We start from the raw sequence: 13,989 nt of genomic DNA on the forward strand, positions 1-13,989 counted from the left end.
CCCAGGCCTTCTTCATAACTTCCGTTTCCCTGCGTTATAAAACACAAATCCGGCAGATATATCCCTTTCTGCTATTCCATCACTTCCTGATAGGTGGCGTGTCTTTCCAATAACTGGGTCATTTTTGCCATAGTGCTTACATCTCCGATGAGGATAACGCCGCACAGCCGATTATTCAGGAAGTAGTATTTCCGGTACTGTTTCTTACCCATATCTTTAAGTTCCACTGTCTTGTATACCAGATTCGGGTTCTTTCCATTATCTCCTGCTGCAAACAGAGCTGTACCCATGCCATGGAAATTCAGAGCTGCAGATACACCTTCGTATACGATCTGGTCCCCGGCTGCATTGGCGCCGGCCACTTTTCCCTGCTCCATAGCCTGAGGCCAGATGGCATAATTAATCCCCTGATACTGTGCGCAGTCACCACAGGCATAAATATCCGGAATATTCGTCTCCATTCTCTCGCTGACTACAACAGCCCTGTCCGTTTCAATCCCAGCCTGAGCTGCAACAGCTATATTGGCCCTGACACCGGCAGATACGATTACCAGATCTGCGGGGAATATTTCTCCGCCTGCCAGTTTCACTCCGGTTACCTGCTCTTCTCCAAGAATATCTGTAATCTGGGCCCCTGTATGAATCTGGATATCTTTTCCCTCACTGATCAGCTTCAGCATATCGGCAGCTCCATTATCCAGCTGTCTGCCCATAAGAAGAGGCGCTGCTTCCAGTACAGTCACATGGCATTTGGCCTTCTTCATTTCCCAGGCTGCCTCCAGTCCCAGGACACCGCCTCCGATTACTACAACATTTTTTATCTGAGGAAGCATAGACGCAATTTTCTTCGTATCTTCCAGACGGCGTATAGCCACAACTCCCTTCTTATCTTTCCCATTAATCGGAGGAATAAAGCATTCTGATCCAAGGGCATAGATCAGTTTTGTATAAGAAAGCCTCATCCCTTCTTCCAGAAGCACCTCTTTATTCTTTGTGTCGATGGCCTCCACCTGTTTTCCCAGGAGCAGATGTATATTATTTTCCTCATACCATTTTTCTTCTTCAATGGCAATCTGCTCTCCATCCAGTTCTGCCATAATAGATTTCGTCAGCATTGGACGGTTATAGGGGCGGTAAGGCTCATTAGAAATCATGACAATAGATCCTGTTTTGTCCCTCTCCCGGATAGCAGAAGCCGCATAAAATCCTGCTGCGCCTCCTCCCAGGACTACATAAAAATTCCTGGTGTCTTTCCGGAAAGAAGTTTCTTCTCCATCTACCGGTACGAAATTTTCCTTTCCTACGCCGCATACCGGGCATACTTCCAGAGAAGCATCAAAGATTTCTCCGCAGACCAGACATTTAACCAGCTTTTTCGGTCCGGCAGATTTTTTTGTATTCTCCTTATTCTGAAGCAGGCAGCCGAAATTATATCCATAGTCATGGGCGTCAATAAGATTATCCTGACTTGGTTTAAATTTCACCCGGAATCCTTCATCGGGAACTCTCATCTTTAACTGTTTCAACCTCTCTATGAGATGAGGAACTGCCTCTCCGCTCCATCCATAACTTCCGAATGCGCTGGCCAGTTTTCCTCCGTGGGTTCCTGCAAAAATAGAAGTTGTCAGATCCCAGATAGGTTTTAAAGCTTCTCCTACAATAGTGGGAGATCCCAGCAGGAATCCATCTGCAAATCCCAATTCTTCCAGAACCTTTCCCTGATCCGCCTCTACCATATCATAGCAGCGCACATCTATATCTCCGCTTTCTTCAATACCCTGGGCAATAGCTCCAGCCAGTTCTTTCGTATAGCCGTAGGCACTTACATAAGGAATGATCACCGTCTTTTTCTTATTAGGATTTACCACAGTACACCATTCCTGGTAAGTATCCAGTATAAAGTCAATTCTGGTATCCAGGACCGGGCCATGTCCGGTACAGATCATGGAAATATCCAGTTCCCGCACTCTTTCCAGGGCCTTTTGCATATACGGCTTGAAAGGACCGATAATATTGTCGAAATAATATTTTGTAGCTCTCATATAGCCTTCCTGGTCTGTGACCTTGCTCAGAAGGATATCCTTAAACCCGTAATGGGAGCCAAAAGAATCGCAGGTTACCAGAATCTGTTCTTCCTCAATATAAGTATACATAGTATCCGGCCAGTGAAGATTTGGCACCACCATAAATTTCAGAGTTTTATCTCCAATCTTCATCTCCTGACCGTCCTTCACCGGAAGGGCTGTAAACTCTCCGTTGACAATTTCTTTCAGGAAATTAACAGCACAGCCTGTAGCGATGATCTTTAATCCTGGATTTATCTCAAGAAGTTTCTCCACGCTTCCCGCATGGTCCGGCTCTGTATGATTCACTACCAGATAATCGATTTTCTCCACATCGGTAATCTGCTTCAGCTCCTCCAGATACTCCTCAAAAAACTTTGCCTTAGCAGTCTCAAACAAGATGGTTTTATCTCCGGCCTTCATTACATAGGAATTATAAGTGGTTCCAAACTCCGTGTACATAATAATATCAAATACCCGCAATTTATCATCCACAATCCCTGTCCAGTAAAAATTATCTCTCAGTTTCAGTGTCTCCATTTTAATCTCCTTTTCTGTCTTTTATCCAATATGAGTCCATATCAACTGTTCCCGCTTGGCGGCATAAACTGGCTCAGTGTAGCTGCCACCCCTGAAATCGGCATAGTCTGGAGCCAGATTTTTCCCGGACCTGTAAGAACTGTATTGAAAAATCCCTCTCCGCCCAAAAGCTTGTTCTTAATGCCTGCTACCTGGCGGATATCTATAGAAACACTTGTTTCAAATCCTGCCACATTTCCGGTATCTACGATCATCTGTTCTCCCGGAGCAAGGTCATATTCCATGATTTCTCCATCAATCTCTACAAAGACCATTCCATTTCCGGAAATTCTCTGCATGATAAATCCCTCTCCGCCGAAGAATCCAGCGCCTATTTTCTTATTAAAGTGTATGTCCATTCTGACGCTGCTTTCTCCTGCAAGAAATGCTCGTTTCTGAAGAATGATCTCTTTGCCCGGTCTGATTTCTACAGGAAGGATCTTTCCCGGAAAGCTGGATCCAAAAGTAACCATTCCGGGGCCTCCCTGAGCAGTATAGATATTCTGAAACATACTCTCTCCTGAAAAAGCCTTTGAAAACATTTTTCCCAGGCCTCCTCCTGTTGTCTCCATTTTTACATTAGGAGACTGCCATACCATAGAACCTTTTTCTGTGATCATCTGTTCCCCGTTTTCCAAATAGCATACTACAATTGGAAATACACCGCCTTTAATTTCATACCTCATAAAACCTTCTCCTTTTCGTTTAATCTTTTTCTTCCACGCCTAACAGCCTGTCCAGGCTCTGATATCCCTCTTTGCCGTAGGCATGAAAAATATTTATATGATTCCAGTCGCAGCTTCTGTCCGTGAAAGCCGGAAACAGAAATCCCCATAAAGGCTTCTCCGGCTCATACTCATCTTCAAGAGGACACAGAGCACAGATAAGATACTCATAAACCTCCTCTGATTCCCACTGTCTCTCTTTATCAGATGTTTTCACAGGCACATCATACCGGTCATGAAATATCATGACCCCATAAGGCTCCCTGGATTCATAATTCTCCATAATAATATCGTAAAGCGTATCCATCAAAGCATCATTTTTTAATCCGCAGTCTTTTATTGCATTCAATAGCTGGACCACCCCCTGGACTTCCCGGGAAGTCGCATCAATTTTATATCTTTTCAGCTGTATGTTTGTTTTTGAAAAAGGAATCGTCTTTGCAATTTCCAGATTTTTCGTCTTGTCCTTTTGTGACAGTTTCAAAAAATTCACATTAAAACTGCCGTCAAAATCTCCCTCTTTATCTACATAACAGCCTGCAATCCTGGTAAAGGATGTTCTGGCCGGGGTCATTCTCCTGGTCAGTTCCAGCATATCTTCTCTGTTAATATTTTTGCTCTCCATAGGTTTAAAATTCTGTCTCCCTGTACCTTTTCATTAAAATGTTCCAGGAATTATATATAGAACTCCTGGCCATCTTCAAGTCTCAGGCAGGACAAACTGCCTCCTTCCTTCCGCCGTTCATTGCCGGTGTCTATATCTGTATATTGCCGTCCGTGGTATATGCGGGCGCATTTAAAATCCGGCAGGAACAGCGTGGGATAATGCCCGACGATAATTCTTTTATCGAATCGTTTCGTCCCAGGTATGTAATGGATATCGTCTGAAAACAAATATCTCTCCTGGTCTGCCGCCATTGCAGCCAGAACAGAACTCTCTATATCTATAAAATCTGTTTCCGGCTTATATATCTCATAATCTGCATGAAATCCCGAATGGGTGAGAAAATACTCTTTTCCCCCTGCATTTACCTTTGCGTATACAGGAAGTCCGCTGAGATAAGCCCGTAGTTTTATACGTTCCTCTGTGCTCAGACGTTCCACTTCTTCCCTGGTATTCCTCCCGCCGCAGGCATCCCAGACATCCCTTCCAATAATGCCTGCCAAATACCTTTCGCAAAGATATTCGTGATTGCCTTTTATAAAATATATATTTTCTGTATTGTAAATATATCTGAGGACACGAAGATTTTCTTTTCCTTTATCCACTGCGTCTCCCAGAATGTAAAGCATATCAGCGGAAGAAAACCTGATCTTCTTCGTCATCTGGGCAAAATGCAGGTAATCTCCGTGGATGTCGCTTATGACGTAGATCATGTTCTGGCCGCCCTCCTATTAAAATAATTGCAGGTAAGCAAACGCCTTGCTGTGATTTATTCCTATCATATCACAGTCAAGGCTCTTTTGCATTAAATTATATCTAATTGTGAAATTCTTCTTCTGCTGCATCGGTAATTTTCAGAGCGGGAGCGCCGGTCTATTGTTTTAATTGTCTTTTCTATTTTTCCTTACTGCCAGAAAGATGCTGACTCCTGTGATTGAAAGCACTCCCATAACTGCTCCCCAGCAGAGATACTTATTCATATAATGCCGGCTCTTGGCATTTGGTGTTACCAGTACTCTTAGGATCACTGGCCTCCCTCTATCCTTTATTCCCCCTTGTCCCAGCAGATTACCTGCTGCATCAGAAGCAGTGATTTCGATTTCCTGAAAGTGTCTGGCACTGGAAATCACTGCATGAATGACTCCATCACTCTCCGCCAGTTCCTCTGCTTTGTAGGTCTGTCTCTCGCCATTTATAGATATCCTTACCTCATTCAGTGCCAGATTATCCTTCGCGTCTACAGTCATGGTCCTTTCTGCACTTCTGTATGAGCCGCCGTCCTCTACACCGGTAATAACTATTGTGGGGGCTGTTTTATCTACTGCAAATTCAATTGGAAGATTCTGTCCCTTCCTCTTTACGCTGGTATTGTTCATGGCATTGCCCGCCTCATCCTTTGTACTGAAGATTACCGAATAGTTTCCTTCTGTTTCAAAGTTCTCTGCTTTCAGGACATAATGCCTTGCTTTCCACTGTGCTTTTGTTCCGAAGTCTGTCACTTCGTAATCTTCTCCTGCTTTCAGATTTTTCAGCTCCCCGTCCCGGTTCACCAGAATCTGGCTTTCCTTAACAGTATCTACATTATACTCAATCACGCCTACTTCCTTCTCTTGGCTGATATATGCATATTTCTCAATGCTGAGCCAGTCTCTGGTCTCATGATCCATTACATATACGGAGCCGTACCTGTTTACGGAGAAGAGAATGGTTTCTGTTTTCTCGTTTCCTGCTCTGTCCACTGCCTTAGCTGTAAGAGTATACAGGTCATCTGTTTTTTCCTGTCTTGGAAAATCCTTAAACTTAATGATCTGTCCATTTTCAATTTCGGATACTGCGTTTTCAATATCCGCTTTGCCGGTATTTGCCCCTGTTATAGTAACAGTTACGTTCTTGTCCTCATAGTTTATGTCCGTAACCCTCACTTCTGGAGATACTACACCGTTATTGGCAGATCTGTCTTCAACTTCCAGAATCTCAATCACTGGTTCAGTAAGGTCCAAAGTGAACTGGTCAGGAATATATTCTGCCGCTGGATTTCCTGCCATATCTGTATAGTCCACATCAAAGGTATAATCACCGTCTGTTCCGTAAGTTACCGTAGCCTTATGCACATCGTCCTTCCCAGAAAATTCGCTGATAGACGGTGTAAAAATTTCTTTTCCTTTCAAGCTGGCCGTAATAGCTGCTCTTACGTCGGCTTCGTTAAAGTTATGTTCCCGTATTGTTATAGTGGCGGTACGCTCTTTATTATAAAAATTCCCATTTTTTGCACTGTTGTTGTCATAGGAAACAGAAATTTCCGGTACTGTTTTATCGATGGTAAATGCCTCCGTCTCACTATATTCTGTACGATTTCCTGCAAGATCCTCACAGCTCAGGGTGAAAGTATAGTCACCATCTGCAGAAAAGACTACCTGGCAGGTACTTACAGAGCTGTCAGATAATCCAATATCCGGGCTGCCGCTCCATTCACTGATACTGGCCTCTGTCCCATCCGTATTTATGATGTTGAATCTTACATTGTCTGGATCAAAATTTCTGTCTGTAACAGTAACAGTTGCGGTTCTGGTATCCTTATAATATCTTCCATTCATCGGCTCATCTAAATCCCAGGAGACAGAGACAGCCGGATTGGTCACATCGATTTTCAGCTCTGTGATCTCACTCTCGCCCCGATTCCCGGCAGAGTCCACGGCAAAAGCCTGTACCTTTACATCGTTGCTGTTATATACATCTGCCGGCACTGTAATTATCTGACTGAATGTCCGTCTGCCCCGTTCCTTACTGCCGCTGTTGTTCAAAAGTTCAATTTTATCACTGACATTTACATTTTCCAATGCAGAAATGGTATACCATATGCGCTTCAGACCAGAGTATGTATGATCTGTATAAGAATCTTCCACATCAATCTGAAGAATAACATCTTCATTAAAAATCCCATTTTGAGGCTGCCTCAGATTTTTATAAGAAACACTCATGACTGGAGCTGCTTTATCAATCACAAAATAGCTCTGGTTGTTTTCTTCACTCTTCCATCCGGCTCCGTCAGTACAATTTACATCAAAATCATATTTATCGTCATTTTCAAAACATACTCTGATTTCAAGTATTCTCTCATCTGTAAATTCCCATGGTTCTCTGTCCTTCTGTGTGTCTTTTACAACCTCTGCTGTAATACCATCTAAGGCCTCTAGAGCAGATATATGGTAGCGGACTGGTTTTGAATCCTGCTCTCTTTTCAAGTCGAAATACAGCTCATCGGCATTATCCAGGTTTACATTTCTTTCCTTTACGGTAATAACTGCTGTTCGTTCATTGTTATAATACGGGGCATAGTCTTCAGAGGCTTCTGTCTCATATTTCACCTGCACCTCTGGCTTTACAGTGTCAATTTTCAGCCTTTTCACCGTCGAGTATCCATTTCCGGAATTATCCCAGGCTGTGGCTTTAACCCAGACATCGTTAGAATTAAATCTTTCTTTATCTACTGTCAGAAATAATCTTTGCAATTCTTTTTCTAATTCTTCAAGAGAATATGTTTTATCTTTATCCCGTTCAAATAAAAGGATATCCTCTGTTTTCTCTAAATTATCTTCCCCTATGGCCGCCTTATAAGTAACTTTTTGGATGCCTGAAACTGCACCGCCTTCTAGCCGCTTTATGTCTCTGACCGTTACTGTTAAATCCACACTGCCATTATATATGTCTTTTTGTTCCTGCCCCTCTGCCAGATTAATCTCAACAAATGGCTCATTAATATCCAGAATAATTCCCATGGAAGTATACACCGCACCATTCTCTACATGGTCAAAGGGTTTTACAAGGATTACATAATTATTTGCAACAAAATCCTCCTGTCCAGGATTTTCTCTGACAACCGGAATCTCGTATACTTCCTCCCTTATTGGATCGCTCCAGGAAAAATCCCCTTCTTTTTTACTTTTATCTATCAAAGTCTCTATGTATGCTTCAAGATCTTTCCCATTTTCAATGTCCCTATCTAAAGGCAAAACTGCATATTGCCATAACTTTAAGCCCGACAGTGCATCGGTTACCGATATCCTGGCATAATAGGTTTCTTTACCAAAATTTCCGAAAGTAATCGCCGACCAAAGCTTATCAATAACCGTTGCTTCTCCTCTGATATTATCAATGGCAACTTCTGGAATATTTCCATCCAGCCTGATGTCATAAGAAAATTCTTCAGAATCTGCTATATTCCCGCTGTCCTCTCCTTCGACTGGATTTCTCCTCATTTTTAACGTAAGTTCAATATCCTGTCCACCTGTTGCCTGTTCCTTATTAAATGTATAACCCTCCGCTGTAAGGCTTACGCCGGCTGTTCCATTTATAGCTTTTCCCTGTACTTTCAGCAGTATTACATCGTTATACAGCTTTCCAGGATTCGCATACAGGTTTAGTCTGCCATTATCTGCCTTTACCCATACTGATTTTCCCTTATCCCCTTCAGAAATATACATAGTTGTATTTTCCGGATAGTCCGAAGGATCCAGATTAAGATAGTCTTCCCCATCAGAAATCTTTTCCGGCATAATCTCCAGATTTCCGGGGCGAACTGTAATCTCATAATTCTGTAAAAACTCATATCTTGAAATTAACTGGTCAATATCTATTGTTAAAGCTGATTCAAATTTTCCAGGCTTTGTCAGATTTCCCTCTGGAAGCTGTTCCTTCATTATAGTGGTACAGGCAGGTATATCAAATTTATCAGCCTCCAGCAATCCCTCGGCAATTGTTTTATCTGCTTTTTCTATCTCCATCCAGGTATCTGAAGGATTGTGAGATTCATCATAAAACTGATAGGAGGGTTCATTGTCTATACTATTATCAATTCCATGACCAAATTCTCGTTCAGCATCACGGATTCTTATGTCTACAGGTCTTTGATGAATAACTATTATCGCGGAAACTGTGATTTCTTTATTAGTCAGCACATAATTCTCTGCCTTGGTCCCCCTTAAAGTTAATTGGGCCTCGTTAAATTTTATCTCTCCCCTTATTCCCTCTGTTCCAGTTACATTTTCCAAGTCAGCTGAAATTCTTCCATGGAAGTTTTGAGGGACTGTCTCTAAATCCACATGAATATCATCCTGGTACACAATACCTCCTTCTTCTGACTGCAAAATTGGCATCTTTATAAAGGTTACTTCGTCTTTTGTATCCCCATTATGTGTAACTGTCAAATCTTTATCGTAAATCTTACTGTATTTCATGAGCGCATTGCCTTCATCAATTTCGATTTCTCTCGGATTTACTTGAACGTAAAAATTTGTATACAATGTTTCATTTGTACTTATATCTGTTTTAATAAAGGTTACTGTAATGGCAGACTTACAAGTCTTCTGTGTATTAATCACAAATTCCGTGTATCCCTCTTTATCTGATGCTTCCTGCTTTGCAATTTTCACTGCTCCATCCGAATCGTTTCTTAGCTGGGCACTATATTCGATATTGTCCTCATTTTTCAAATACACACTTTCAGTATTTCCGTAAGTAACCTGAAGAGGATTTTCCTCAGTACTGGATATTTCTTCTCCTTTCTCATCAAAAAACTTTATGGGATCTGTAGTGTAATTATAACTCTGGGCAGTCTCATCACTTTCTGAATATTTATTCTCTACACCTGTATATCTTGCAGTAAATGTATATGTCCCATAGAAGTCTATTTTATTTTTTCTTAGCGTGTATGCCGCCTCTCCAGCCTTTACTTCCGCAGTATAAGTTTGTATACTTTCTGGTTCACCCAGATTGCCGTCTGCCGCTCTTATTACTGTAAAAAGAACCTCTCCCTCGTCTAAAGGTCTTCCTTCATTATCCGTTATCGCTGCCCTCAACACAATTTCCCTGACTCTCTGGTCAGCTCCAGGATCAGGGGGCTCAACGGCCAGACTTAATTTTACAGGCCGCAGGTTAACAGTAACAGAAACCTGTTCTGATATCCACAATCCATATTTCGTATAGAATGTCGCTGCAACACTTGTGTTTCCTGTCTTTTTCCCAATGGCTTTTCCCTTCTCATCAATATCTAAAATTTCCGAATCAGCTGTTTTCCATTCAATGGCTTTTATCTCACTTTCAGGAAGTTCTGAAATATAAAAAAACTGCAGAGATTCATTTACAAAAATCTCCTGTGTATTGGCAGAAATTACAAACTTCTTTAACCCCAGCTCAATAGGCTCTATTGGTTGTATCTCCTCCTTCTCTCCCTCCATAACCGTTATGGATATTTTTCTCTGCTCAAATCCTTCTTTTGATACGATTAATGTGTACTCTCCTGGGCATAAGCCGGAAATACTATACTCTCCCTGCTCGTTTGTTTCTGCGGTGCCGTCATGTCCCTCTACTGAAATAAAGGCTCCCTCTACTTTTACACTATTTGCTGTAATACTTCCCGAAATTGTATAAACAGGATCAGCAACAATTTCTTCCTGTATCGTCTCTCTTTCCGCAGCCAGCACCTCTGTCCCTACAGACTCCAGGGGCATTTTCAGAACTATAGTGAAAATCAGTATAAAAACAATTATATATTTTTTTATTTTCCACTTTCCTTTCATTCTTTTTAACTCCTTTTTCACCTGTCAGTTCACCTCAGTTGTATGTATAAGCATTGTACATGTTTCAATATGAAAAAGACCATAACTCTGATCTGCCTCCTTTTGTGCCTGTTCCAAAACAGAGGTAAAATCCTCTGGGCTTAAGGCCTGGGTTTCCATTTTTCCAAAGCCCTCGGAGTCCACAGCAGAGGGAGTCGGTCTCTTTAGAGAATCGATGCACGCATTTTTCTCTTCTAGACTTTGTACAGTTTTTCTCACAGAACGTCCAGTCCGGTCATTAAATATATTCCATATGTTAAACTTGAAGAAAAAAATCACGCCCAATATCAAAAGAAATATGCATATGCCCAGACACATATAGAACAAAATATGGAGTAAATCAATCTGCTCCTGTATCCCCTGCACCCAGCTCACCTCCTAGTATCTGCTGTCAGATTATCTGTATTGAACGTAGAATTTATAATAGTTCTGGCAGTATCCAGAGTTTCTTCTAAGTTTTCCTTCAGTTCCTGCTCATACTCAGCATTTGCCGAACCGGTAATGATTTTTATCCTATCCACAGCGTCTGCTGCATTACTCAGCTTATCTTCCATTTGCCAGCGTGTAATCCCTGCTCTTTTAAAATTAGCTGCATTTCGTGCAATCTGGGAAGTTATTTCCTTATAAGACAGAAGCATGTTCACATTATTTCCGTCGGCAGAATCATCGTCTACGATTTTCACCAAATCTTTCCAATAATCTGAAAAAGATATCATAGAATCTCCTGCCTGATTCCGCATTCCTAAGCTGTCATAGTATTTCGAGATTTTATAAAGATTTTTTGCTCGGTCAATCGTTGTCTTATTGAGTTTTTCCGAAGGTCTTGCCTCTGAAGCAATCTCCAGCCATTTTTTTGCAGCTCCCTTGTTACCTATTCCGTTATAGGAAAAGTAATAAGCGACACCCAGATCATAAGCAAATTTTTCATAATCAGCTCTATTTGCCTTTAAATGTTCTTCATTACTCTTATTCCTGTTTTCCTGGGTTCCCAGTGCCCTTCTCATCTCCTGCTCTTCTGCATCAGAAAAAACACAAATAACCTGTGGGCTGCCTGTCCTCTGAGACTCCTGGCCTTCCCCAGCACTTCCTGCAGTCGTCTGTTTATCCTGACGGCTCTCATTATTTTTCCACAAAAAAAATTCCAGCAAGCCCTCATATGCCGTTCCCTCAGAAGGGTCCAAGGCAATAGCATTTTTATAATACTGGACACACCGCCCTGGATCTGTGGAGGCCAGATTATCTGCTTCTTCTAGATAAGCACCATATGTTCTTGCCATTACGGTATTTTCTGCTACTCTAAAGCCTGTAGCTGCCATTCCGAATAGGGCAGTCAGAACAACCGTACACAGAAATATTCTCCATTTCAGCGTCTGCTTCCTTCTATAAGCGGTATCCAGTTCTTTATAATGTTCCAGCGCATGCATAAGTTCACCACAATTCTGATAGCGGTCATAAGGGTTTTTCTGGGTGCATTTCAGAATGATTTTTTCCAAACCTGAAGAAAGACGCGGATTCCAATATCGGATTGGATACAATGCATAAGGCGGCTCATTGGGATTGTGTCCGGTAAGAAGATGATATAGAGTTGCTCCCAGGCAATAAATATCTGTCCTGGCATCTGTCTGGCCGCGTCCTCCATACTGCTCCGGTGCCGCATATCCCTGGGTTCCCAGGCAGGTTGTATCTGCCCCGCTGTTTTCTTTAAATTCTCTAGCTATACCAAAGTCAATCAGCACCACTTTGCCATCTGGTTTCAGCATGATATTGGAAGGTTTCATATCTCTGTAGATGATCGGCGGTTTTCTGGAGTGGAGATAGGCCAGCACATCGCATAACTGCTTTGCCCACTGAAGTACATCTTCCTGACTTTGGGCCCCGTATTCTGTCACTACACTTTCCAGATGCCGTCCCTCTATGTAATCCATAACAATGAGTAAGGTTCCATCCCCGTCAATCACATCAACAATACTGGGCAGATTCGGGTGGTTCAATTTTTTCAGCATTTCAGTCTCAGCGATGACGCCCTGCTTTACCGCTTGAAAATTCTGTACGCCATCCTTGCGCACTTCCTTAATGGCCCACTGTTTATTTGCTCTTTCATTCATAGCCAGATAAACAATGCTCATACCTCCCTGGCCGATTTTATTCAAAATTTTATATTTTCCATCTACTAAAGAACCAATTTCCAGCATATAGCCTCCCCCTAGCGTACTGACACGATCATTTTCAAATTCAGACAAGTCATTAGTTGAATTATGGGCGTGTCAGTACACTAATATGCCCGGATCAAAACAACTGACATATTATCCTCTTCTCCTCTGGATTTATTAAGCTCCGTGAAATATATAGCTGCCTCTTTCATTTTTTCTTCCCTGGTCAAACATCCCGGCTTTAATCTGCTATAAAACTCCCCAGGCTGTATCACATGGCAGAATCCATCTGAGCACATCATGAACACAGAATCTGGCTCATATTCGGCTGTATAAAAGTCCGGTTTAAGGGCGCTGCCGGCCCCTACGCACTGGAGCAGCATATTTCTCTTAGGATGCATCTTCGCCTCATCAGCAGTCATTCTTCCCCCATCTATTTCTCTTTGTACAAAAGTCTGGTCAACAGTTATCTGTTCTATCCCTTCTTCTCCCAGATAATAAACCCTGGAATCTCCCACATTGACCACATAATAAATATTTCCTGCCAGCAGCAGCGCCGCCGCTGTAGTCCCAAGAGTAAAATTGTCCCCTGCCCCATAATCACTGATTTTCTGATTCTGCTCTAAGAGCAAGTCCATCCAGCTCTTTTTCACGTCCTTCGCTCCAACTCCTCTGTACAAAAGCCGGGGAAACTCCCTGTGAAACCAATTGGAAAAAGCTTTAATTAAAATAGCGCTGGCAACCTCGCCTTTTGCCAGACCTCCCATACCATCACAGATAACCCCTAACAGCACCTGTCCGTAATCTGTGTCTGCTGTCTCCAGCAATATAGAATCCTGATTCGTTTTTCTTCTTATTCCCACATCTGTGTGTACTATAGTTAAAAAATTCATCCTTATCCACACTCTCATTTATTAATTTGTACGAAGCATAAAACTTTCATCTATCTGCAAAGTCTATTCCATGTTCTGATATTTTAAAAAAAGGGATTCTTTTAGAAAAAATAGAGAATTGCTAAAAATCTAACTGAATGAAATGCCAAAAGAAACCAGTCCTTTGGGGCTGAAATTTTTCTATCTAGTGTACTGACCTGCTGATTTTTAGCAATACTGCCACCTCATTAAGAGGCAGTAGTAAATGTGGGATACAGCGAACTGAGTTTTGTTCTAGCATCACTTGTTCTAAAATGCCAGT

General features: G+C 42.0%; 7 protein-coding genes. All 7 read right to left on the reverse strand.

Features of this window, described 5'->3' with window-relative positions:
• Nucleotides 1-71: 71 nt before the first annotated feature.
• Nucleotides 72-2,603, reverse strand: a complete 2,532-nt coding sequence (locus tag B5G33_RS12380; protein ID WP_087417857.1) for an FAD-dependent oxidoreductase — start codon at nt 2,601-2,603, stop codon at nt 72-74.
• Between the two features lie 41 nt (nt 2,604-2,644).
• Nucleotides 2,645-3,328 (reverse strand): TIGR00266 family protein, encoded by a 684-nt coding sequence (locus B5G33_RS12385; RefSeq protein WP_087272459.1) that lies wholly within the window; start codon nt 3,326-3,328, stop codon nt 2,645-2,647.
• A gap of 19 nt (nt 3,329-3,347) precedes the next feature.
• Nucleotides 3,348-3,992, reverse strand: a complete 645-nt coding sequence (locus tag B5G33_RS12390) for a DUF4317 family protein (RefSeq protein ID WP_330396693.1) — start codon at nt 3,990-3,992, stop codon at nt 3,348-3,350.
• Between the two features lie 50 nt (nt 3,993-4,042).
• Nucleotides 4,043-4,744: a metallophosphoesterase gene (locus tag B5G33_RS12395; protein ID WP_087272456.1), complete on the reverse strand. Its 702-nt coding sequence runs from the start codon at nt 4,742-4,744 to the stop codon at nt 4,043-4,045.
• Between the two features lie 168 nt (nt 4,745-4,912).
• The gene (locus B5G33_RS12400; protein WP_087417858.1) at nt 4,913-10,606 is read right to left on the reverse strand and encodes an Ig-like domain-containing protein; all 5,694 of its coding nucleotides are present in this window, start codon (nt 10,604-10,606) and stop codon (nt 4,913-4,915) included.
• A gap of 410 nt (nt 10,607-11,016) precedes the next feature.
• Nucleotides 11,017-12,837 carry a serine/threonine protein kinase gene (locus B5G33_RS12410; protein WP_087272448.1) on the reverse strand — a complete coding sequence of 607 codons (1,821 nt, stop codon included), beginning with the start codon at nt 12,835-12,837 and terminating at the stop codon, nt 11,017-11,019.
• A gap of 80 nt (nt 12,838-12,917) precedes the next feature.
• Nucleotides 12,918-13,706, reverse strand: a complete 789-nt coding sequence (locus B5G33_RS12415; protein WP_242974692.1) for a PP2C family protein-serine/threonine phosphatase — start codon at nt 13,704-13,706, stop codon at nt 12,918-12,920.
• Nucleotides 13,707-13,989: the final 283 nt, after the last annotated feature.

This window comes from Blautia sp. An81, from assembly GCF_002161285.1.
Classification (GTDB): domain Bacteria; phylum Bacillota; class Clostridia; order Lachnospirales; family Lachnospiraceae; genus Blautia; species Blautia ornithocaccae.